The organism is Yeosuana sp. (genome assembly GCF_057126245.1).
This window is the reverse complement of sequence record NZ_DBNGMQ010000054.1, coordinates 12,003-33,904: the sequence shown is the minus strand read 5'-3', so window position 1 is coordinate 33,904 and position 21,902 is coordinate 12,003. Positions and strand designations below refer to the sequence as shown.

The 21,902-nt window shown below is 32.4% G+C and carries 23 protein-coding genes; 16 read left to right on the top strand and 7 right to left on the bottom strand.

Annotated features, from left to right (window positions below; genetic code table 11):
- Nucleotides 1-77 precede the first annotated feature (77 nt).
- From metF to AC15TD_RS06480, 3 genes are read left to right on the top strand one after another with little or no spacing between them, the layout of a single operon-like run.
- Nucleotides 78-1,034, top strand: coding sequence for a methylenetetrahydrofolate reductase [NAD(P)H] (gene metF / locus AC15TD_RS06490; protein WP_484451324.1), 957 nt, complete (start codon nt 78-80; stop codon nt 1,032-1,034).
- Between the two features lie 34 nt (nt 1,035-1,068).
- Entirely contained in the window at nt 1,069-2,169 is a 1,101-nt protein-coding gene (locus AC15TD_RS06485) for an acyloxyacyl hydrolase (protein WP_484451323.1), read from the top strand.
- A complete protein-coding gene (locus AC15TD_RS06480) occupies nt 2,166-2,915 on the top strand; it encodes a head GIN domain-containing protein (RefSeq protein ID WP_484451322.1) in 750 nt (249 codons plus the stop codon). The genes AC15TD_RS06485 and AC15TD_RS06480 overlap by 4 nt, the downstream gene beginning before the upstream one ends.
- Here AC15TD_RS06480 and gldA read toward each other — a convergent pair.
- Entirely contained in the window at nt 2,912-3,808 is an 897-nt protein-coding gene (gldA, locus tag AC15TD_RS06475) for a gliding motility-associated ABC transporter ATP-binding subunit GldA (protein WP_484451321.1), read from the bottom strand. The two genes, AC15TD_RS06480 and gldA, sit on opposite strands and share 4 nt — an antisense overlap.
- A gap of 290 nt (nt 3,809-4,098) precedes the next feature.
- Here gldA and AC15TD_RS06470 point away from each other — a divergent pair, with 290 nt between their 5' ends.
- From AC15TD_RS06470 to AC15TD_RS06450, 5 genes are all read left to right on the top strand, one after another.
- Nucleotides 4,099-4,926, top strand: a complete 828-nt coding sequence (locus AC15TD_RS06470; protein ID WP_484451320.1) for a prephenate dehydratase — start codon at nt 4,099-4,101, stop codon at nt 4,924-4,926.
- Nucleotides 4,923-6,065: a pyridoxal phosphate-dependent aminotransferase gene (locus AC15TD_RS06465; protein WP_484451319.1), complete on the top strand. Its 1,143-nt coding sequence runs from the start codon at nt 4,923-4,925 to the stop codon at nt 6,063-6,065. Before AC15TD_RS06470 ends, AC15TD_RS06465 begins: the two co-directional genes overlap by 4 nt.
- Nucleotides 6,065-6,916, top strand: a complete 852-nt coding sequence (locus AC15TD_RS06460) for a prephenate dehydrogenase (RefSeq protein WP_484451318.1) — start codon at nt 6,065-6,067, stop codon at nt 6,914-6,916. Before AC15TD_RS06465 ends, AC15TD_RS06460 begins: the two co-directional genes overlap by 1 nt.
- 11 nt (nt 6,917-6,927) lie before the next feature.
- Nucleotides 6,928-8,010, top strand: a complete 1,083-nt coding sequence (locus AC15TD_RS06455; protein ID WP_484451317.1) for a chorismate mutase — start codon at nt 6,928-6,930, stop codon at nt 8,008-8,010.
- Between the two features lie 164 nt (nt 8,011-8,174).
- Entirely contained in the window at nt 8,175-8,516 is a 342-nt protein-coding gene (locus AC15TD_RS06450) for a hypothetical protein (protein WP_484451316.1), read from the top strand.
- 54 nt (nt 8,517-8,570) lie between these two features.
- Here AC15TD_RS06450 and AC15TD_RS06445 read toward each other — a convergent pair whose 3' ends face one another.
- Nucleotides 8,571-9,023 carry a hypothetical protein gene (locus AC15TD_RS06445; RefSeq protein WP_484451315.1) on the bottom strand — a complete coding sequence of 151 codons (453 nt, stop codon included), beginning with the start codon at nt 9,021-9,023 and terminating at the stop codon, nt 8,571-8,573.
- Nucleotides 9,024-9,109: 86 nt separating this feature from the next.
- On the opposite strand from AC15TD_RS06445, the gene rsgA reads away from it, so the two are divergent.
- From rsgA to AC15TD_RS06405, 8 genes are all read left to right on the top strand, one after another.
- Nucleotides 9,110-10,060: a ribosome small subunit-dependent GTPase A gene (gene rsgA, locus AC15TD_RS06440; RefSeq protein ID WP_484451314.1), complete on the top strand. Its 951-nt coding sequence runs from the start codon at nt 9,110-9,112 to the stop codon at nt 10,058-10,060.
- A 10-nt stretch (nt 10,061-10,070) separates the two neighbouring features.
- Complete coding sequence (gene dtd, locus AC15TD_RS06435) at nt 10,071-10,523, top strand: D-aminoacyl-tRNA deacylase (RefSeq protein WP_484451313.1); 453 nt, start codon at nt 10,071-10,073, stop codon at nt 10,521-10,523.
- A gap of 450 nt (nt 10,524-10,973) precedes the next feature.
- Nucleotides 10,974-11,351: a metal-dependent hydrolase gene (locus AC15TD_RS06430; RefSeq protein WP_484451312.1), complete on the top strand. Its 378-nt coding sequence runs from the start codon at nt 10,974-10,976 to the stop codon at nt 11,349-11,351.
- Between the two features lie 83 nt (nt 11,352-11,434).
- The gene (locus AC15TD_RS06425; protein ID WP_484451311.1) at nt 11,435-11,761 is read left to right on the top strand and encodes a nucleotide pyrophosphohydrolase; all 327 of its coding nucleotides are present in this window, start codon (nt 11,435-11,437) and stop codon (nt 11,759-11,761) included.
- A gap of 51 nt (nt 11,762-11,812) precedes the next feature.
- A complete protein-coding gene (locus AC15TD_RS06420; protein ID WP_484451310.1) occupies nt 11,813-13,036 on the top strand; it encodes a 3-phosphoshikimate 1-carboxyvinyltransferase in 1,224 nt (407 codons plus the stop codon).
- Between the two features lie 79 nt (nt 13,037-13,115).
- Nucleotides 13,116-14,165 (top strand): tRNA preQ1(34) S-adenosylmethionine ribosyltransferase-isomerase QueA, encoded by a 1,050-nt coding sequence (queA, locus tag AC15TD_RS06415; protein WP_484451309.1) that lies wholly within the window; start codon nt 13,116-13,118, stop codon nt 14,163-14,165.
- A 195-nt stretch (nt 14,166-14,360) separates the two neighbouring features.
- Nucleotides 14,361-15,401: a dual-specificity RNA methyltransferase RlmN gene (rlmN, locus tag AC15TD_RS06410; RefSeq protein WP_484451308.1), complete on the top strand. Its 1,041-nt coding sequence runs from the start codon at nt 14,361-14,363 to the stop codon at nt 15,399-15,401.
- Nucleotides 15,402-15,478: 77 nt separating this feature from the next.
- Nucleotides 15,479-16,456: a polyprenyl synthetase family protein gene (locus tag AC15TD_RS06405; RefSeq protein ID WP_484451307.1), complete on the top strand. Its 978-nt coding sequence runs from the start codon at nt 15,479-15,481 to the stop codon at nt 16,454-16,456.
- Nucleotides 16,457-16,685: 229 nt separating this feature from the next.
- Here the strand turns inward: AC15TD_RS06405 and AC15TD_RS06400 are convergent, their stop codons facing one another.
- From AC15TD_RS06400 to AC15TD_RS06380, 5 genes are all read right to left on the bottom strand, one after another.
- Nucleotides 16,686-17,612, bottom strand: coding sequence for a lysostaphin resistance A-like protein (locus AC15TD_RS06400; RefSeq protein ID WP_484451306.1), 927 nt, complete (start codon nt 17,610-17,612; stop codon nt 16,686-16,688).
- Nucleotides 17,613-17,857: 245 nt separating this feature from the next.
- On the bottom strand, nt 17,858-18,268 hold the full coding sequence (locus AC15TD_RS06395; RefSeq protein ID WP_484451305.1) for a DoxX family membrane protein: 411 nt from the start codon (nt 18,266-18,268) through the stop codon (nt 17,858-17,860).
- Nucleotides 18,269-18,439: 171 nt separating this feature from the next.
- A complete protein-coding gene (locus AC15TD_RS06390; protein ID WP_484451304.1) occupies nt 18,440-19,408 on the bottom strand; it encodes a transglutaminase family protein in 969 nt (322 codons plus the stop codon).
- 14 nt (nt 19,409-19,422) lie between these two features.
- Entirely contained in the window at nt 19,423-20,349 is a 927-nt protein-coding gene (locus AC15TD_RS06385; RefSeq protein WP_484451303.1) for an alpha-E domain-containing protein, read from the bottom strand.
- Nucleotides 20,350-20,367: 18 nt separating this feature from the next.
- Nucleotides 20,368-21,810 carry a circularly permuted type 2 ATP-grasp protein gene (locus tag AC15TD_RS06380; RefSeq protein WP_484451302.1) on the bottom strand — a complete coding sequence of 481 codons (1,443 nt, stop codon included), beginning with the start codon at nt 21,808-21,810 and terminating at the stop codon, nt 20,368-20,370.
- Nucleotides 21,811-21,902: the final 92 nt, after the last annotated feature.

Sequence of the window (21,902 nt, the reverse complement as noted above, 5' to 3'; positions counted from 1 at the left end):
AAAAATATAGGGAAAAGCGCGGCCTTTAGGGAACGGACAAAAATAAAATAGAGATACACTGAATAAATTCAGGATAGATGAAAGTAACAGAACATTTAAAAAACGCCAAAGGAAAAACATTATTTTCGTTTGAAATTATACCACCAAAAAAGGGTAATAGCATTGAGGAATTATATAATAATATAGATCCTTTAATGGACTTCAAGCCGCCTTTTATTGATGTGACTACCTCGCGTGAGGAGTATGTTTATATTGATAAGGGAAATGGGCTTTTAGATCGAAAAATTACAAGGATGAGACCAGGCACGGTAGGAATTTGTGCTGCCATAAAACATAAGTATAATGTAGATACGATTCCTCATGTCTTATGTGGTGGATTTACAAAGGAAGAAACTGAATACGTATTGGTAGATTGCCATTATTTAGGTATTGATAATGTGATGGCACTTCGTGGTGATGCGATGAAAGGGGAACAATATTTTGAACCTGTTGAAGGTGGAAATAATTTTGCTTCCGATCTTGTGAAACAAATGAGTGACTTAAATAGAGGGAAGTATTTACACGATGTTATAGAATCTGATTACAAGACCAATTTTTGTATTGGCGTTGCTGGTTATCCTGAAAAACACTTAGAAGCACCTTCATTAAATAACGATTTAAAGCGCCTTAAAGAAAAGGTAGATGCCGGTGCCGATTATGTGGTAACTCAGATGTTTTTTGATAATAAAAAGTATTTTGAATTTATTGAGAAAGCCAAAGCTATCGGCATCAATGTGCCAATAATTCCGGGAATTAAGCCGATTGCAGTGAAGAAACATTTGCAATTGTTGCCCCAAGTATTTAAAATTGATATCCCAGAAGACCTTATTAATGCGGTTGATGCTTGTAAAGATAATAAGCAAGTGCGCCAGGTAGGAGTTGAATGGGCGATTCAGCAATCTAAAGAATTAAAAGATGCGGGTGTTCCAGTACTTCATTACTACTCCATGGGTAAAAGTGATAATATAAAGGCGATTGCATCACAGTTGTTTTAAATATTCCGTTATTTTTGCCGAGTAAAACTTATTTATGAGGCTATTTTTCACCTGTATTTGTTGTGCTATTTATAGCTTTTGTTTTTCACAAAATAATGAGGAATCTTCTTATGTAGATATTAATTATTTTAAAGGAAATATTGCCCTACATAATAACGATATTCTCCATTTAATTAAGGGGCATCCTGAAGGCGTTATTTTAAGTTGGAATAAAAAAACCTTTGGAAACGAAACATGGGAACAATTTTACAACTACCCAGATTACGGTATTTCTTTTGCGTATCAAAATTTAAAAAATGATGTTTTAGGGAAGAATTATTCTTTATATGCACATTATAATTTTTATTTTTTAAAGCGAAACATCATGTTGCGTATAGGACAAGGGTTAGCACTTACAACAAATCCTTACGATAAAATTGATAACTACAGAAATAATGCTTTTGGCTCTAAAATAATGAGCAGTACCTATGTGATGCTTAATTATAAAAAAGAACACTTATTTGATCGATTTGGAATACAAGTAGGGTTATCTATGATACATTATTCTAATGCGAATGTAAAAGCACCTAATACAAGTATAAATTCAATGACTTTTAATGTAGGAGTGAATTATAGTTTAGATACTGAGCAACCGGAATATATCTTCCCAGATAATACTGAGTTAAGTAAAAATTATAAAGAACCAATTAAATATAACTTAGTCTTTAGAAGCGGTGTAAATGAAAGTGATGTGGTAGGAAGTGGTCAGTTTTCCTTTTATACATTTTCAGCCTATGCAGATAAACGCATCAATAGAAAAAGTGCCTTTCAGTTTGGAAGCGATGTATTCTTTTCTAATTTTTTAAAGGAATATATTTATTATCGATTGGTATCGTTCCCTGAAGAGCCAATAACAGGCAATGAAGATTATAAGCGCGTTGGACTGTTTGTTGGGCATGAGTTATTCGTGAACAGAATGTCTATTGTCTCACAATTTGGTTACTATGTGTATTATCCATTTGATTTTGAAGGGAGAACGTATCTTAGAGTGGGATTAAAGCGTTATTTTGGAAAAAAATGGTTTGGAGCTTTAACTTTAAAGTCGCACGCAGCTAAAGCTGAAGCCGTTGAATTTGGAATAGGAGTAAGGTTATGAGAAAAATAATTTACATCGTATTTATTGCTTTCCTTGTGTCATGCAATAGTGAAAATACTGGCGACTGTTTTCAAACAACGGGGGTCATTATTCAGCAGGAAGTAACCTTAGAAACGTTTAATAAAATTTTAGTAAATCGTGATATTGAATTGATTATTAAAGACGGATTAGGCCAAAAAGTGATTATTGAAACAGGAAAAAAACTTTTTAATGATGTTGAAGCTGTTGTAGTAGATGGCAAATTAATTTTGACCGATAAAAATACCTGCAATTACCTGCGTGATTATGGCATTACCAAAGTGTATGTAACATCACCAAATATTACAGAAATTAGAAGTTCAACCCAATATGATATCCGTTCAGATGGGATTTTAACCTATCCAAGTTTAACTATTTTATCAGAAGATTATTATGCTCCAGATACTTTTACAGTGGGTAATTTTTATTTGGAGATTGATAACATCTCATTTAGTGTTGTTTTTAATAATTTATCTAATGGCTATATTTCAGGCACGACAAATAGTTTAAATGTCACCTTTGCAGCTGGAACATCTCGTTTTGAAGCAAGAGATCTAATTGCTCAAAATATAACTATTTGGAATAGAAGCTCTAATGATATGATCTTGAATCCCGTTCAAAAAATTACAGGTAAAATATCAGGAACTGGTGATGTTATTTGTGTGGATCAACCACCAATAGTAGAGGTTGAAGAGCAATATAAAGGAAAACTTATTTTTGAAAATTAATTACTGGTCAATTCTCTAAACAAACTTTCTAAACTTACATTCTTTTGATTTAATTGTAAAATTTTAAGTTGATTGTCGTGTGCAAAATCAAACACATGAGAGCGCATATCCTCAGAGGTTTTAAAGGTTATTTCATAAACAAAACCATGTGGATTAATCAGACTTTTCGCCATAGGTAAATTCTTTAAAAAAGCTTCTTCTACGCGATAATCAAACTCAACAATAACGGTTTGCTCTTTTCCATCTCTAAGCTCTTGTAGTTTTTTATCAGCCACAATGGCTCCTTTATTTATAATAATTACACGGTCGCACATGGCCTCCACTTCCTGCATAATGTGTGTTGATAAAAACACAGTTTTTGTTTGCCCAATAGTTTTTATCAAATGTCTGATGTCAACCAATTGATTTGGGTCCAAACCTGTAGTAGGTTCATCAAGAATTAAAACGTCTGGGTTATGCAATAAAGCGCAAGCCAAACCTACGCGTTGTCTGTATCCTTTAGATAACTCACCTATTTTTTTATGTGATTCTGGTGTTAATCCAGTTTGCTCAATAACTTCGTGAATGCGCTCTTTTGAGACTTTATAAACTTGAGCATTAAAACTTAAATACTCCTTAACATACATCTCTAAATACAACGGATTGTTTTCAGGTAAATACCCGACACTTTTTTGTACGTTTTTTTGTTCTTGTTTAACATCAAAGGCATTCACTTTAATTGTTCCTTCAGAAGCGCTTATAAATGTGGTCAAAATTTTCATCATGGTCGATTTTCCAGCACCATTTGGACCTAAAAAACCAACAATTTCTGGTCTTCCAACACTAAAAGAAACATTGTTTAATGCTTTTTGTGTTCCGTAAAGTTTTGAAACGCCTTCTACCTCTATTGACATAATTAAAATTGTTTGCTCAAAAATAGCGATTATATAATTTATTTGGAGCTTTGCCTTAAAATCTTTAAAACTTTTAAAATAATAATAAAAAAATGGTTGTTCAATTTTGATTTGTTAAAATATTATTTACTTTAGCCCCACAATTATGAAAACAACTATAGGTTATACATATTTTAGCAACTTTTTCTATTTCTTTTTTAGCAAAAGAATCGAGACGTTGTATGTGTAATTTATAAGAAATATAAATTTGAATATAAGTCTCGATGGAAATCGGGACTTTTTTTTGATATATGATAAATACTGTTGCCATACAAGGAATAAAAGGATCATATCATCATATTGTGTCACAGCAATATTTTGATAAATCTGTGAATGTTATAGAGTGCTTAACATTTGATAGAGTTGTAGAATCCTTAATAAGCAAAGAAAGTGATGCTGTTATTATGGCGTTAGAAAATTCTATTGCAGGGTCTATCATTCCAAATTATGCCTTGATTGATAATCATTATTTGCATATAGTGGGGGAGCATTATTTAGATATACAACATTGCTTAATGGCTTGGCCTAACCAACGTATTGAAGATATTGAGGAAGTATATTCTCATCCAATGGCATTACTCCAGTGTAAAGAGTTTTTTAAAAATTACCCACATATTAAATTGGTAGAAGACAAAGATACGGCTGAGGTGGCAGAGCGTATTCATAACAACCAACTTAAAAATATCGGCGCTATTGCTAGTGAATATGCAGCCAAGCTTTTTGAGTTAGATGTGTTAGCACACAGCATACAATCTATAAAACATAACGAAACACGTTTTGTTATTGTAAAACGAACTAATTCAGAATTTCCTAAAGAGGAAATTAATAAGGCGTCATTAAAATTTGAGTCAGATCATAAAAGAGGAAGTTTAGCGACTATTCTAAATGTTATGAGTGATTGTAAACTGAATTTAACAAAAATACAATCGTTGCCAATTATTGAGAAACCTTGGAAATATGCTTTTTTTGTCGATGTCACTTTTGAAACGTATTCAGATTTTGATAAGGCGAAATCTATTTTAAATATTATGTGTCAAGGATTAAAAGTTTTAGGTGAATATAAAAATGCAAAGTTATGATTGAAGTAGCTAACAGATTGCATACCGTTGAAGAATACTACTTTTCTAAGAAATTAAGAGAAGTTAATATGCTTATAGCTAATGGAAAACCAATCATCAATTTAGGAATTGGAAGTCCAGATTTGCAACCACCTCAAAAAGTAATTGATGCTATAACAGATAGTTTTTCAAGTCCGAATGCTCATAAATACCAGAGTTATCAGGGATTACCAGAGTTAAGAGATGCTATTTCTGAATTTTATAAAGAACATTTCCAGGTGTCTTTGAGTCCGCAAAATGAGATTCTACCTTTAATGGGAAGTAAGGAAGGCATTATGCATATTTCTATGGCCTACTTAAATGAAGGAGATGAGGTGTTGATTCCAAATCCGGGATATCCAACCTATCAATCGGTTACAAAATTAGTAGGAGCAACACCTGTTTTTTATGAATTGGATGCTGACAATAATTGGATGCCAGATTTAAAAATAGTATCAAAACAAGATTTAAGCAAGGTGAAAATTATGTGGGTAAATTACCCGCACATGCCAACGGGAGCACAACCTAGTAAATTTCTATTCGAAGAATTGGTAGCGTTTGGTAAAAAGCATGATATTTTAATTGTAAATGACAATCCTTATAGTTTTGTTTTAAGTGATCACCCTAAAAGTATTTTAAGTGTTGAAGGCGCTAAAGAGGTTTGTTTAGAACTTAACTCCTTGAGTAAAACTTTTAATATGGCTGGATGGCGCGTAGGTATGGTAGTTGGAGATAGCAAGCATATTAACAATATTTTAAAAGTAAAAAGCAATATGGATTCTGGAATGTTTTATGGCATTCAAAAAGGAGCTACTGAAGCATTAAAATGTACTAATATGTGGTTTTCTACTTTGAATAATGTCTATAAACAACGCAGAAAGTTAGTTTGGAGATTGGCAGATGCTTTAGGTTGTACCTATGATAAAGAGGCGACGGGACTTTTTGTTTGGGCTAAATTACCTGCCCATTTAAAATCTGAAGAATTTATAGATGAAGTTCTTAAAAAGAATCATATTTTCATAACACCAGGAACTATTTTTGGAAGTAAAGGTGAAGGTTATATAAGGTTTTCTTTATGTGCCACTACCGAAGTTTTAGAAGAAGCAATTACAAGATTATAATGAAGAATATATATATCATAGGAGTTGGTTTAATTGGTGGTAGTCTTGCTATAGAGATCAAAAGGAATAATCATAATGCTATTATTCACGGTATTAGTAGAAAAGAAGCAACGCTTGATGAAGCATTATCACTTAAATTAATTGATAAAAAAGCTTCCTTGGATGATGTTGATAAAGCAGATTTAGTCATTATATCAATTCCTGTAGATGCCACGGTAAAGTTGTTGCCAATTATTTTAGACAAGATACCAGACACAGCTTTAGTTATAGATGCAGGGTCTACTAAAGTAGGAATTTGTAAGTCAGTTGAAAACCACCCAAAGCGAAGAAATTTTTTGGCAATGCATCCTATTGCGGGTACCGAACATTCTGGGCCTAGTGCTGCCATTGAAGGTTTGTTTATTGGGAAAACAAATATTATCTGTGAAGTAGAGAAAACAACATTCAAACTTCAGGAAAAAGCTTTAGACCTTTTTAAATCAATAGGTATGCGTATTCGTTATATGAATCCAGAGGCGCATGATAAGCATATAGCCTATGTATCTCATTTATCACATATAAGTTCATTTATGCTAGGTAAAACCGTAATTGATAAGGAAAGAAATGAACGTGATATTTTTGATATGGCTGGTAGTGGATTTGCCTCTACCGTTAGGCTTGCCAAAAGTTCGCCAGAGATGTGGACCCCTATTTTTAAGGAGAATAAAGATAATGTTATTGAAACATTAGAAGAATATATTATTAACCTCACTCATTTTAAAGACTTGATGAAACAAGATGATTTCGAAGCCATTTTTAATGAGATGAAAAACACCAATTATATTAAAGATATTTTAAAAGGAATTGCTTAAGCAGTAAAATTATGGAAAACAAAAATGAAATGAGAACCTGGTTAGATGATTTGAAATTAGATCATCCACTAGTAATTGCAGGACCTTGCAGTGCTGAAACAGAAGAACAAGTATTAAAAATTGCGCATGAGTTAAAAGATACTGATGTGAGTTATTTTAGAGCAGGAATCTGGAAACCTAGAACACGTCCCGGAATGTTTGAAGGTGTAGGTGCATTAGGATTAAAATGGTTGCAAAAAGTAAAGGAAGAAACTGGCATGAAAGTGTGTACAGAAGTTGCCAATGCAGCGCATGTAAAATTAGCTTTAGAACACGATATCGATTTATTGTGGATAGGAGCACGGTCAACGGTGAGTCCTTTTATAATGCAAGAAATTGCAGATGCTTTAGATGGAACTGATAAACCAGTTTTAATTAAGAACCCGGTAAATCCAGATTTGGCGTTGTGGCTTGGTGGTATTGAAAGAATTTATAAATCCGGTGTTAAAAATATAGGAGCTATACATAGGGGTTTTTCAACGTATGAAAAAACGAAATATAGAAATAACCCTGAATGGCAGTTGGCTATTGAGTTTCAAAATAAATATCCAGATATTCCTTTAATTAATGACCCGTCACATATAACAGGCAAAAGAGATATGATTTTTGATGTATCTCAGGCAGCTTTAGATTTGAATTTCGATGGGTTAATGATAGAAACACATTATGATCCTGACAAGGCTTGGAGTGATGCTTCGCAACAGGTAACGCCGAAGACATTAATTCAAATCATGAAAGATTTAAAAATTAGAAAAGAATCTAACTCTGAAGAAGAGTACAATAAGGCGCTTGATAATTTAAGAGCTCAGATAGATGTGGTTGATAATCAAATTATTGAGTTATTAGGAAAACGGATGCAAGCAGCAGATGGCATTGGAACTCTTAAAAAGCAGAAAAATGTAGCCGTGTTACAAAGCAAACGTTGGAATGAGATTTTAGGCAGGATGGTTTTAGAAGGGCAAGATCATGGATTGAGTGAAGAATTCATTTTAAAAATGTTTAAAGCTATTCATCAAGAATCTATAAACCATCAGGAAAAAATATTAAATCATTAAACATAAAAAAGCCTCGCAATTGCGAGGCTTTTTTATGTTTATAAATTGAAATATATTTGATTAAGGATTTTTTTGTGATTTTGAAAAAAAATATAAATTTAAATAAATAAACTAACCACCATATAAATATCTCTAGATTAATTCTGCTACTATTTTTATTAATAGTGCTTCAAAGTTGTACAATTTACAAGTCTCAACCACTTACTCTTGATGAGGCTGTAGAAGCTAATTCCAATTCAAAGGTGTTTTATAAAGATAACTCTAAAATGAGTTTTAATAAATTAACCAAAGAAGATGATAATTATTATGGTTATTTTAAAAAACAATGGTACTCCAAAAATAAAAGATTCCCTATAGAAGAAAATTTAGTGGATTATGTTAAAACAAAAAATAAAGCTGGCTCTACTGTTGCGTCAGGAGTCTATATTGGCGCTGGCGCAGTAATCAGTTATTTGCTTTTTGTGGCACTTGGTCTTGGTGTTTTACTTTTGGTTGCTGGTGGTTGATAAGTAATACAAAATATCCTCACATATCTGTGAGGGTATTTTGTACTCATACTGTTATTGTTTATTCCTTTTAAAAAGATAACGTGTAATAAAAATTCCTTGTCCATCGTCTTTACCACTATCACTTTCAACAGCACTAGTAACAAAGGCTAATTCCCAGCCTTCTTCAATCATGGCATTAATTTTTGAACCAACAACGGCATCATTAGCTGCAATATTCTGAAATCTAATTCCAGCAATATTATAAAAGTTTAATAGTTTCGTTTCTTCAAAATCTTTAACTCTTATATTTCCTCTGTTAGATTTATTTCGTGTATTGTCATCTTCAGTTTGTTCAGTTGTAAAATCTTTATAGTTTTTTTCTTCAACAGCTGAGATTAAACGAGATCTTCCTAGTCCACTTGGCACAATAGATTCAACACTCGTAACAATTTTGTACTCAACTTGTGCATTTACATCAATAAAGGATATTAATGCTAATACGGTAATGAATAAAATTTTTTTCATGTTGTTGGTTTTGTTAAAATTAAGTTGCTAATATAAAGATATTCTTATGCTAAAAATAATTATTTTAAACTACTTTTGGAAACAATATGACAGGACTTGTTTATAAATCTACAGGAAGTTGGTACACCGTAAAAACAGCACTAGGTGAGACTTACGAATGTCGTATTAAAGGTAAATTTAGGATAAAAGGTATTAAAAGCACCAATCCTATTGCTGTTGGCGATTATGTGGATTTTGAGTTGGAAACGGATAATGACCAAGAGTCGGGTGTTATTTTTAATATTCATGATAGAGCAAATTACATTGTTAGAAAATCAGTCAATTTATCAAAGCAGACACATATTATAGCGGCTAATATAGATTTGGTTTTTTTAATGATTACTATTAATAATCCACCTACATTAACCAGTTTTATCGATCGGTTTTTAGTAACTGCGAATGCCTATTCTATTAAAACAGTATTGTTATTTAATAAAATTGACACCTATGATAAAGACATGCTTTCAGAGGTGAAATATTTATCGCATGTTTATAGGAAAATTGGTTATGAATGTATCGGTGTTTCTGCAAAAACAGGTGAAAATGTAGATAAGGTGAAAGCATTAATGCATGATAAGGTAAGCATGTTTTCAGGTCATTCAGGGGTTGGAAAATCTACTTTGGTTAATACCATAGAACCAGATTTGAATATTAAGACTAAAGAAATTTCAATGCTTCATATGCAAGGGCAACATACTACGACGTTTGCTGAAATGTTTGATTTGAGTTTTGGAGCTAAAATTATTGATACGCCTGGAATAAAAGGTTTTGGGGTGGTAGATATGGATAAAGAAGAAGTTGGGGATTATTTTCCTGAATTTTTTAAATTGAAACAAGATTGTAAATTTAATAACTGTTTGCATATAAAAGAGCCACATTGTGCCGTTAAAAAAGCATTAGATAATAAGGAAGTTGCTTTTTCAAGATACCGAAGTTATTTACAAATACTCGAAGGTGAAGACGAACATTACAGAACTGATAATTGGGAAAAAGAATAAAAGCTAGTTTATGAAAGTAGTTATTCAGCGTGTTTCAAATGCAAGTGTTACCATTGAAGGCGTTAAAGTGGTATCAATTAATATGGGGCTTTTAGTTTTTTTAGGAATTGTTAATGAGGATTCACAAGATGATATTAATTGGTTATCAAATAAAATTGTAAATCTTCGTGTATTTCCCGATGAAAATGAAATCATGAATGCTTCTATAAAAGATGTTAATGGTGAAATTGCCTTAGTAAGCCAATTTACATTGCACGCTTCCACAAAAAAAGGCAATAGACCCAGTTATATTAAAGCGGCTAAACCAGATGTTGCTATTCCATTATATAACGCTTTTATAAAACAATTAGAGTCAGATTTGAGCAAACAAGTTCAAACTGGGCAATTTGGTGCCGATATGAAAGTGGAATTATTAAATGAAGGACCCGTTACAATAATAATTGATTCTAAAAATAAAGAATAAAGATAGTTGTAAAGTTCTGAAAATTCAGTTTTTAAACTTTGAAAGGAAAATTTAAATCAGCAATTTTATCTGAAAAAATTTCAATATTCCAAGATGTTGCAAGGTCTATAACTGAGTTGGCAAAAAGAACGATAAGTGTTAATAATCCTAATAAAGTGAGGAAATCGAGTAACCTTAGGAACTCAAAGTGACTTTTTTCAAAACGGGTTTTTTTTGTGATCATTTTAGTTGATTGGTTGGTTAGTAAGAGCCTAATTTAATTATTTTTTTTAACAAAGTATTAACTTTTTTAATTTTATTTTGATGATTATCAATAAATTATGTTATCAAAAACGAGTTTTCATACCAAAAACTCAAGATTTTTCTTTTCAAGTTGATTATATTTAAAAAAATATAAAGCTTACATGGCTTCTATTTTTGGGCATAGTGTTGTTGGTTATACTTTGGTTAATGCCATTGATAAAAAGCGTGTTAAATGGTTGCTATTGCAGTTTTTTTTCAACTATACTTTCTTTTGATGTATTAACTTTTGAACTTGGTATTTCATACGCACATCCCTTTGGCCATAGAGGTTTTACGCACTCTATATTGTTTACTGTATTATGGGCTTTATTATTAATGGGCTTATTTGGAAAACAAAACAAGAGCCTTTGGTTTTTAGTGATTTTCCTTTCAACACTTTCGCATGGAGTGCTGGATGCAATGACAACTGTAGGAAAAGGAATTGGATTTTTTATACCGTATAATAATTCTCGATTTTTCTTACCCTTTCAAGTAATTAAAGTATCACCTATTGGAATTGAAAAGTTTTTTTCTGAATGGGATTAAGGAGGATTTTAAATGAAATAAAATATATTTTTATTCCATGCTTGCTAATTTTATTATTTTTATACGCATTTAAAAAAATTACAATGAATATTCAAAACGCACAGCTAGAAGTTGATACATGGATTAAAGAACACGGTGTACGCTATTTTAACGAGCTTACTAACATGGCCCAACTTACTGAGGAGGTTGGTGAAGTGGCTCGTATTATTGCTAGACGTTACGGTGAGCAAAGTGAAAAAGAAAGTGATAAAGGTAAAGATCTTGGTGAAGAATTGGCCGATGTGCTGTTTGTAGTGTTATGTTTAGCCAATCAAACAGGTGTTGATTTGCAAGAAGCTTTTAACAAAAAATTAGATTTAAAGGCCAAAAGAGACCATGATAGGCATCATAATAACGAAAAATTAAAATAAATAATAAGTATCTTTGAGCGCTTCTTTTATGAAGTTTTTTTATTTAGTTATATGAATCTTACTCTTCAAAAATCAACTGTAAAAAAGCAATCAACTATTGAAATTACAGGTTCAAAAAGTGAAACCAATAGATTGTTGTTACTGCAAGCATTATATCCTGAACTGAAAATAGAAAATGTATCTAATTCTGATGATAGCCAATTAATGACTAAGGCATTACAGTCTAAAGATGATATTGTCGATATTCATCATGCAGGTACTGCAATGCGATTTTTAACAGCCTTTTTTGCTATTCAAAATGAACGAGAAGTTATTCTAACGGGTTCAGAGCGTATGAAGGAGCGTCCCATCGAAATATTAGTAGAGGCGTTACAGGAGTTAGGAGCCGATATTACATATCATGAAAACGAGGGCTTTCCACCATTAAAAATCAAAGGGGAAAAATTATCAATATCAAAAGTAACGCTTAACGCTAATGTAAGTAGTCAATACATTTCTGCCTTATTACTTATTGCGTCAAAACTTGAAAACGGATTAGAACTATTACTTGAAGGAGAGATAACGTCTATTCCCTATATAAAAATGACTTTAAGTTTGTTAGATGAAATAGGGGTTGAATCTATTTTTAAAGACAATATCATTACTATAAAACCTAATGCTAAAAATTTAAAAACAAAAACATTATTGGTTGAGTCTGATTGGTCATCGGCCTCTTATTTTTATAGCATTGTAGCTTTAAGTGAGATTGGAACAGAAATAACATTGTCTTCTTATAAAAAAGAATCGTTACAGGGTGATTCTGCACTCAAAGATATTTATAAGCATTTTGGTGTAAGCACGGTTTTTAACGGTAATATGATTACACTTATAAAGGAAAAAATTAATAGTGAGTCTTTAACACTAGATTTACAAAATGCACCAGATATTGCTCAAACCATTGCGGTTACCTGTTTTGCCCTAGGGGTATCATGTGATTTAACAGGATTACATACCCTTAAAATAAAAGAAACAGATAGGTTGGTCGCCTTAAAAACTGAGATTGAAAAATTAGGTGGAAAGGTGGAAATAACCAACGAATCTTTGCATCTTTATGAATCTAAATCTATAAAAAATATGGTGTCAATTGCTACTTATAATGACCACAGAATGGCTATGGCCTTTGCCCCCCTTGCTTTAAAAACAAACATTATTATTCAACATGCTTATGTTGTTACAAAGTCTTACCCTAGCTTTTGGGACGACTTAAAATCTATAGGTTTTGAAATAACTAAATAATAATCATCCATTTACTTGACAAGGCCTACTTTGAGATTGTATATTTGCAGCCTTTCAAAAAAACAATTAAAACTTAAAGATGAAATTATCACACTTTGGCTTCAATTTACCTGAAGAATTATTAGCAGAATATCCATCAGAACATAGAGACGAGGCACGCCTAATGGTTATAGATAGAAAAAAGCAAACCATTGAACACAAATTATTTAAAGATATTATTGATTATTTTAATGAAGATGATGTGCTAATTCTTAATGACACGAAAGTATTTCCTGCTAGATTATATGGTAATAAAGAAAAAACGGGCGCTAGAATTGAAGTGTTTTTATTAAGAGAGCTAAATGAAGAACAACGTTTGTGGGATGTTTTAGTAGATCCAGCTCGTAAAATTCGTATTGGTAATAAGTTATATTTTGGTGATGATGATATGCTCGTTGCAGAAGTTATTGATAACACAACATCTAGAGGTCGTACCCTTCGTTTTCTTTTTGATGGATCATACAATGAGTTTCGTAAAAAATTGAATGAATTAGGAGAAACACCACTTCCAAAGTATATTAAAAGGGAGGTAGAGCCAGAGGACGAAGAGCGTTACCAAACCATTTTTGCTAAAAATGAGGGCGCTGTAGCAGCACCAACGGCAGGATTACATTTCTCTAAACATTTGCTAAAGCGATTAGAAATTAAAGGGGTTAATTTTGCAGAAGTCACACTTCATGTTGGTTTAGGAACCTTTAATCCAGTAGAAGTTGAAGATCTTTCAAAACATAAAATGGATAGTGAAGAACTTCGTATTGATAGTAAGGCCGTAGATATTGTAAATACAGGTATAAAAAATAGAAAGCGTGTTTGTGCAGTAGGTACAACGGCTATGCGCGCCATTGAAAGTGCCGTATCTTCAAATGGCTTATTGAATGAAATTGATGGTTGGACTAACAAATTTATTTTCCCACCGTATGAATTTAGTATTGCAAACTGCATGATTACGAATTTTCATACACCAAAATCAACCCTGTTAATGATGGTGTCTGCCTTTGCAGGTCATGATTTAATAAAAAAGGCCTATGCAGAAGCTATCAAAGAAGGCTATAAATTTTATAGCTATGGAGATGCCATGTTAGTTATCTAAGAGATTACGTCAAATATTTTATATAAAAAAGCCTCTTTTATTGGAGGCTTTTTTATGTTGCATCAGCGCAACAGCATAAAAGGAGCTTCAATAAAGCCTCAATCGCCAATACAAATCAAAACTTCAAACAGCAAATCACAAATCACAAATCAAAAATCGTATTTCGAAAATCGTTTCACTATTTTTACACAACTTATGGCAATAGAAAAAAAAGACATACGTGCTTTAACCAAAGAGCAACTAAGAGATTTCTTTGAAAAACAAGGCGATAAAGCATTTCGTGGCAATCAAGTATACGAATGGCTATGGCAAAAATCGGCATATAGTTTTGACGATATGACTAACATATCAATAGAAACTAGGCAGATGCTTGAGGACCACTTTGTTATTAATAATATCGAGGTAAGCACCATGCAACGTAGTAGTGATGGTACTGTGAAAAATGCCGTAAAATTGCATGATGGTTTAATTGTTGAGTCCGTTTTAATTCCTACAGCAACAAGAACAACAGCTTGCGTGTCTAGCCAAGTGGGCTGTAGTTTAGATTGTAAATTTTGCGCTACAGCGCGCTTAAAACGGATGCGGAATTTAAATCCGGATGAGATTTATGACCAGGTTGTTGCCATTGATAAAGAAAGTAAACTGTATTTTAACAGACCTTTAAGTAATATTGTGTTTATGGGAATGGGAGAACCTCTTATGAATTACAACAATGTCATGAAAGCTATTGATAAAATTACATCATTAGAAGGTTTAGGAATGTCGCCAAAACGGATTACACTGTCTACATCAGGTGTTCCTAAAATGATAAAAAAGATGGCGGATGATGGCGTTAAATTTAATCTTGCAGTCTCTTTACACTCGGCTATTGATAGTGTTCGCACATCAATTATGCCGTTTAATGAAACCTTTCCGTTAGAAGATTTAAAAGAATCATTGCAGTACTGGTATGCAAAAACCAAAAGGATGATAAGTTATGAGTATGTGGTTTGGAATGATATTAATGATTCTAAAAAAGATATTGATGCCTTTGTAAAGTTTTGCAAATTCGTACCTTGTAAAGTGAATCTTATTGAATATAATCCTATTGATGATGGTGAGTTTCAGCAAGCGTCTAGTGAAGCTATTCAGCAATATATTAGACATTTAGAGCAAAATAGAATTGTAGTGAATGTTCGAAGAAGTAGAGGTAAAGATATTGATGCAGCCTGTGGACAATTAGCAAATAAGTCATAAAAAGAAGTTAAAAATACGCATTCAAACACATTGTTTTTTATCATTATTCAATCTAAATAGTATCTTTGACGCTTCGCATGAAGATTGTAGAACAAATAAAACAACCTATCGCCTATGAGATGGAACTTTTTGAACAAAAGTTTCAGCTCTCTATGTCTAGTAAGGTTGCCTTACTTAATAGAATTACCCATTATATCGTTAACCGAAAAGGCAAACAAATGCGACCGATGTTTGTGTTTCTAGTTGCAAAAATGGTATCTAATGGTGAAATTAGTGAGCGTACCTTTAGAGGTGCATCGGTGATTGAATTAATTCATACCGCTACCTTGGTTCATGATGATGTGGTAGATGATAGCAATAGACGACGCGGTTTTTTTTCTATTAATGCCCTTTGGAAAAATAAAATAGCCGTTTTAATAGGGGATTATCTACTTTCAAAAGGATTGTTGTTATCGATTGATAATAACGATTTTGATTTACTTAAAATCATCTCGATTGCGGTAAGAGAGATGAGTGAAGGTGAATTGCTTCAAATTGAAAAGGCGCGCAAACTTGATATAACCGAAGCAGTTTACTATGAAATTATTCGTCAAAAAACAGCAACGCTTATTGCAGCTTGTTGTAGTTTAGGAGCTGCATCAGTAAAACCAGAATCTCAGCATGTAGAAACCATGAGAAAATTTGGTGAGTTGATTGGAATGGCATTTCAAATTAAAGACGATTTATTTGATTACAGCGATGCGCAAATAGGAAAACCCACTGGTATTGACATTAAAGAGCAAAAAATGACCTTGCCTTTAATATATGTGTTAAATCAAGCATCTAAAAACGATAAAGGGTGGTTAATTAACTCCATTAAAAACCACAATAAAGATATCGTTAGAGTGAAAGAAGTAATTACGTTTGTAATAGAGCATGGTGGTTTAGAGTATGCGATACAAAAAATGAAAGCATTTCAAGAAGAAGCCCTACAGATGCTGTGTACCTACCCTGAATCAGACTTTAGAAATTCACTGGAGTTGATGGTTAATTATGTGATTGACAGGAAAAAGTAAAGGGAGATGATTAGGAGTGTTCGTTAGGGCACATAGTTCACAATTCATTAAATTAGAATATAAATCAGAAAGAACAAAAGGGAATAATAAGGTTAGAATGCAGGTTGAAGCAATTGACTTCGACAAAATTAGTAACCCTATCTCTTTTCTACTAAGATTTCGTTATTTCATTTAACTAAAAAAAGATGGAAATATTCAGTAAATCTTGACGATTTTAATAAAAATTAAGTTATTCCTGTTTTACTAAAAGGCCAAAGAATTTTTGATCTGAATCTCGCGTAGCTTTCACCCACCAATGAATTAGAAAGACCGATACAATAATAAAGGGAATAATTAAAATGCTACCTTCAGCACCAAAAGCACCTCCGCTTAACCAATCTGGGCCAATAGGGTTTTGCGTTATCATGCTAGGTGAGGTTTGTCCACTAGATGCAAATCCAAAAACAGAGGCTTGAAAGAAATTCCATCCCAAGTGAAGACCAATTGGTAACCAAAGCTGTCCTGTTTTAAGATAGGCATAAATTAATTGTGGTGTAATAATAGCAATCATTAAGGTACTAATTAAGGTCGCGTCAGGATTGCCGGCATGGACTAAACCAAATAAGATTGATGAAATGATTACAGCCCAAATAAGCCCCATACCTTTAATCATATTTTGAAAAATAATCCCTCGAAACACGAGTTCTTCCCACCATGCAACAACAACCAACTCCCAAAGTACAGCAAGAATAATTGGTATCACAGCTACATTAAAATTAATATCATGACTAGAGATATCAGTCCACCAACTGAAACCTTTGAACTCAATTAAGCCAGTTAACAGCATAGTGAAATATATACTTGTCATAATTATAGCACTATTAACTACTCCAGAAAAGACATCAAGTATAGCCATTTTGTCTATTCTTAATCCCAGTGAGATAAAACTTTCTTTATCAATATACTTTCGAGTAATATAGGCAGCGATAGTTGCCGAAATCCCAAGCAAGGTAAACCATAAGGTACCGCCACCTTTTAGGCTGCCTAGAATTTCTCGCACTCCAAAAGTAAGGCCTAAGTTAATAGGAACAAAAAATACTCCAAACATCAATATGCGCCAACCGGCACGAAGGGTTTTAGAGTTTGGATTTATAAATAAATTTTTCAGAATGTTCATTTTACGTTACATTTTATTTTTGCATCAATTCATTGAGCGATTTTTTCTGTTAATTTTAGTATATAAACATGAACTAATTTTTCTAAAGAATTTTATCATCGATTATTGGTTAGTCATAATGATGGTTAATTTATTGAAAAGAGTTCGTTTTAATGCCTTATATCTAGCGGTGTACTATGTTATCTAAAAATTCTTATAAACTTAAAGTAGGTTTTGGTTATTTTTCTGCTAACGTATTTATCTCATTAAATGGCCTTTATAAAAATCGTTCTATAATTTTTAAAATGCCATAAAAGCAAAAACAAATTACCTAATAACATCATTGATGTGATTATAGGCGTGCCTTTCATATTTAAAGAAATGGATATTAAAAAAATATTTATTGTAACCGGCATCATAAATAGACTAGAAACAACAACAAAACGATTAAAAAATATGAGAATACCAATTGCTATTTGGAAGTAGCCTATGAAATTCCAATAGAAACCAGTCTCATGCATTGCTTCAAAGTAAAAACCTACTGGATTGTCTATAGAAAGTGCAGTAAATTTAACTCCTGGCATTTTTCTTATGCCCGATAGAATAAATGTAATTCCCATGCTTATTCTAATAATCCAATATAATGTTTTTAGAAGTGGTTGTTTTTTATAAATCATCCCGTTTTACATGTTGTTATAATTAATTGACGAGTCAAATATAAATATGTTACGTTTTAGTAATGGTATTGTATAACCATACAAATAACCTTTTAATGATGATTTACAGAGTGTTAAATCGATTTTAGTTTAAATCTTAGAAAAAACGGAGTTATTTTAATAGAATTTTTACTATTGCTGCTGCTGCTGCTGTTGCTGTTGTAGATGAATAATTTCCTGATTTTTTTGAAAACTGTTTATGGTTTCGTCGGGTTCTGCATCGGTTACAAAGTGGTTTGAGTTAGTACTATTTTTAGTGGTACTTACATTTACTTTTACTGACAGTTCTTCTTCTACATTTCCTTTAAAGACACCTTTTAGAGGTGAACAGTCATTGTAGTTTTTTCCAACAGCTAAGCGCACGTGGTTTTCATTTGCAATGATATTATTGGTTGGATCGAAACCTAACCAACCATAAAAAGGGATGAAGGCTTCTATCCAGGCGTGAGTTGCTCCCTCACCACGAGTAATTTCATCGTTTGTAAAAACATAACCACTTACGTAACGGGCTGGTATTCCTAGCATTCTTACCATTTGTAACAAAATATTGGTAAAATCTTGACAAACACCTGCTTTTAATTCCCATGCTTCATCTATTGTGGTATCGACTGTTGTAATGCCTTTACTGTATTTGAAGTTTTGGAATACATAATCACAAAGTTCCTGTAACATAGTATATGGCGTTTTTGTGGCTTTATCTAAATTACTTAACAACTCTAAAACATCTTGAGTGCCTTTAAATTTGCGATACATTAAAAAATCGAAATAATCTGTATGATTTTCTAGGCTTTTTAACTCATTCCATTGTGCAGTTACATTGGCGCTATCTTCAGGTAATAGTTTTGGATAGGTAATTACATCAACGTTGGATTCAATAGATAAATAATGATGCGGTTCGATAATCATAAAGGTCCCTACAAGATTGTTATAAAAATCTAAATAAGTGTCTATAAATGGCAATGCATTATTTATAACAATATGTTGTTGCACAACTTTTTGAAAATTATCGTTGATAGGATACAACTTTATTTGGTTAGCTGCGTCTATTACGTTGTTGCTATATGTGTATTTAGTAAGGTGTTTTATATAAAAGGTTGCCATGATAAACGGATTAATTAGCTAGAATGTGAAAAATAAACTGTGTTTATACTCATAGAAATGTTTCTAATATCTTCTTTAATACCGAGAATAAATTTATGAAGCCCTTGTTCGTTAATACCTTCAATAGTGGTGTACTTTATGGTACTTTCAAGTTTTCCTAGTAAAAATTCGGTATTGTTTTTATCTAGCTCTTGAATTTGAATTAGTTGATTAATGTGCTGACTTAATTTACTCACACAATAATACATCGATCTTGGGAATAATTTATCTTGAAAAATCATCGTAATTACATGGTTTTCTTGAAAAGATGATTTATGCTTTTTTAAATATAATTGATATCCGCCAATAGATAGCAAAAGATTTTTCCAGTAGAAACTTTGTTCTAAACTATCTGATGTTTTAGCAATTTCAACAAGTTTCATTTCTGTGAAATCTGAAATTTGTATTACACGTTCTAAGAATTTACCAACATTCATAAAGTAATAAGCAGGACCTCTTTCTTGCGTCGTATCCATCGTACCATTATGGATTAAATGATATTTTTTTAATTCATCTAGAAATGCAATAGGGTCTTCTTCCCTTAGCTTTGTGATTAAATCTTTTCGCGTTAAATACAGGTAATAGTTATTGATAGCGAGCCATATCTCTCTAGAAATATGTTCTTGAACACTCCGGGCATTCTCTCGGGCTTTAATAACTAAATTTAAAATGGAGTTTGGGTTTTCAGCATTAAACACCAAAAATTCGATACATTCAATGGCGTCTTCAGTTTGAAATGGTTTACCCGAAGCATTATAATTTTGTATAATAGGTTCCCACGAAAATAATTCAGGGGAGTCTTGGTTAGCATAATAATTTACTTTAAGCAAACTTAAAATACCGTTACCACGTTCCATATATCGTTCTAACCAGATAAGATTATTTGCTACTCTACTTAACATATGTTATTTTTTTCAGATTTATTGAATTACCCACGTGTCTTTACTTCCTCCGCCTTGTGAACTGTTCACAACTAATGAGCCTTTTTTAAGAGCTACACGTGTTAGTCCACCCGGACAAATATCTATACCATCTTTACCAGATAAAGCAAATGGTCTTAAATCTATGCAGCGAGGTGATAATTGTCCATCTATATAACAAGGCGCCGTGGATAACTTTAAAATGGGTTGTGCGATAAAGTTTTCAGGTTTTTTCTTTAGGTTTTCGAGATAGTCTTTAATCTCGTCATCAGTGGCTTCATGTCCCATCAACATGCCATAACCACCACTTCCATCGGTCTTTTTTATAACCATGGTTTTAATGTTGTCAATAACATATTTTAGTTCGTCTGGACGTCCTAATTGATAGGTTTCAATATTTTTTAAAATAGGATCTTCATCTAAATAGTACTTAATCATATCGGGTACATACACATAGGTTGCTTTATCATCGGCAACACCAGTTCCTGGCGCATTGATAATATTTACGTTACCTTTTCTGTAAGCAGACATAATACCGGCAACACCTAGAACACTTTTGGCATTAAACTCAAGCGGATCTAAAAAGTCGTCATCAACTCGTCTATAAATGACATCGACTTGCTTTAAACCGTTGGTGGTTTTCATATACACGAAATGATTTTTCACAACCAAGTCACTTCCTTCAACCAACTCAATACCCATGAGACGTGCCAAGGTTGTGTGCTCATAATAAGCTGAATTATAAATACCAGGAGTCAGCAATACGATATTAGGATTGTTGTGGTAGGATAACTCTTGTAATTTTTTATATAGTAAGTTAGGATAGTTAGAAACAGAGCGTACATTATTTTTTGGTAAAATACCTGGATACAACCGTTTTGAGATCTCTCTGTTTTCAAGCATATAGCTCACTCCAGAAGGTGTTCTTAAATTATCCTCAAGCACATAAAATTCGCCATCATTATTTCGTATTAAATCGACACCAGCAATATGTACATAAACATCATGTGGCACTTTAACCCCTTTCATCTCGCGTAAATAATTAGGGCACGAGTAAATTAAATCGGCTGGAACAATGCCATCTTTTATAATGAATTGTTCATTATAAATATCTTTAATAAATAAATTTAAAGCTTTAATGCGCTGCTTGATACCACGCTCAATTTTATCCCATTCCGCAGCCGTAATAATTCTAGGCACAATATCGAACGGGAATATTTTTTCAATACCTTCATTATCACTATAGACGGTGAATGTAACCCCCTGACTCATAAAAAGTTGTTTTGACAACTCTTCTTTTTTTGATAGTTTATCGGTAGAAGTATTTTTTAAATATTCAATAATCATATCATATTGTTCTCTAATACCTGCATCGGAACTGTACATTTCGTCCCAAGTGCTAGAGAGTTGATCATAAGAAGAAAAAAGATGGTCTTTACTCATAAAGTTTTATTGTATGTATCAAATATAACAATACTTGAATAATATGCAAGAAAACGAATAATTTCTTGATGATAAATTGTCAATATTAATTT

Excerpts from the sequence above, each read along its gene's own strand:
- AC15TD_RS06390 (WP_484451304.1), bottom strand. The coding sequence starts at position 19,408 with ATGGCAACCTTTTATATAAAACACCTTACTAAATACACATATAGCAAC.
- AC15TD_RS06470 (WP_484451320.1), top strand. The coding sequence starts at position 4,099 with ATGATAAATACTGTTGCCATACAAGGAATAAAAGGATCATATCATCAT.
- AC15TD_RS06380 (WP_484451302.1), bottom strand. The coding sequence starts at position 21,810 with ATGAGTAAAGACCATCTTTTTTCTTCTTATGATCAACTCTCTAGCACT.
- AC15TD_RS06480 (WP_484451322.1), top strand. The coding sequence starts at position 2,166 with ATGAGAAAAATAATTTACATCGTATTTATTGCTTTCCTTGTGTCATGC.
- AC15TD_RS06405 (WP_484451307.1), top strand. The coding sequence starts at position 15,479 with ATGAAGATTGTAGAACAAATAAAACAACCTATCGCCTATGAGATGGAA.
- AC15TD_RS06420 (WP_484451310.1), top strand. The coding sequence starts at position 11,813 with ATGAATCTTACTCTTCAAAAATCAACTGTAAAAAAGCAATCAACTATT.
- AC15TD_RS06395 (WP_484451305.1), bottom strand. The coding sequence starts at position 18,268 with ATGATTTATAAAAAACAACCACTTCTAAAAACATTATATTGGATTATT.
- AC15TD_RS06465 (WP_484451319.1), top strand. The coding sequence starts at position 4,923 with ATGATTGAAGTAGCTAACAGATTGCATACCGTTGAAGAATACTACTTT.
- AC15TD_RS06445 (WP_484451315.1), bottom strand. The coding sequence starts at position 9,023 with ATGAAAAAAATTTTATTCATTACCGTATTAGCATTAATATCCTTTATT.
- AC15TD_RS06425 (WP_484451311.1), top strand. The coding sequence starts at position 11,435 with ATGAATATTCAAAACGCACAGCTAGAAGTTGATACATGGATTAAAGAA.
- AC15TD_RS06385 (WP_484451303.1), bottom strand. The coding sequence starts at position 20,349 with ATGTTAAGTAGAGTAGCAAATAATCTTATCTGGTTAGAACGATATATG.
- gldA (WP_484451321.1), bottom strand. The coding sequence starts at position 3,808 with ATGTCAATAGAGGTAGAAGGCGTTTCAAAACTTTACGGAACACAAAAA.
- AC15TD_RS06430 (WP_484451312.1), top strand. The coding sequence starts at position 10,974 with ATGCCATTGATAAAAAGCGTGTTAAATGGTTGCTATTGCAGTTTTTTT.
- dtd (WP_484451313.1), top strand. The coding sequence starts at position 10,071 with ATGAAAGTAGTTATTCAGCGTGTTTCAAATGCAAGTGTTACCATTGAA.
- AC15TD_RS06400 (WP_484451306.1), bottom strand. The coding sequence starts at position 17,612 with ATGAACATTCTGAAAAATTTATTTATAAATCCAAACTCTAAAACCCTT.
- AC15TD_RS06460 (WP_484451318.1), top strand. The coding sequence starts at position 6,065 with ATGAAGAATATATATATCATAGGAGTTGGTTTAATTGGTGGTAGTCTT.
- rlmN (WP_484451308.1), top strand. The coding sequence starts at position 14,361 with ATGGCAATAGAAAAAAAAGACATACGTGCTTTAACCAAAGAGCAACTA.
- queA (WP_484451309.1), top strand. The coding sequence starts at position 13,116 with ATGAAATTATCACACTTTGGCTTCAATTTACCTGAAGAATTATTAGCA.
- rsgA (WP_484451314.1), top strand. The coding sequence starts at position 9,110 with ATGACAGGACTTGTTTATAAATCTACAGGAAGTTGGTACACCGTAAAA.
- AC15TD_RS06455 (WP_484451317.1), top strand. The coding sequence starts at position 6,928 with ATGGAAAACAAAAATGAAATGAGAACCTGGTTAGATGATTTGAAATTA.
- metF (WP_484451324.1), top strand. The coding sequence starts at position 78 with ATGAAAGTAACAGAACATTTAAAAAACGCCAAAGGAAAAACATTATTT.
- AC15TD_RS06485 (WP_484451323.1), top strand. The coding sequence starts at position 1,069 with ATGAGGCTATTTTTCACCTGTATTTGTTGTGCTATTTATAGCTTTTGT.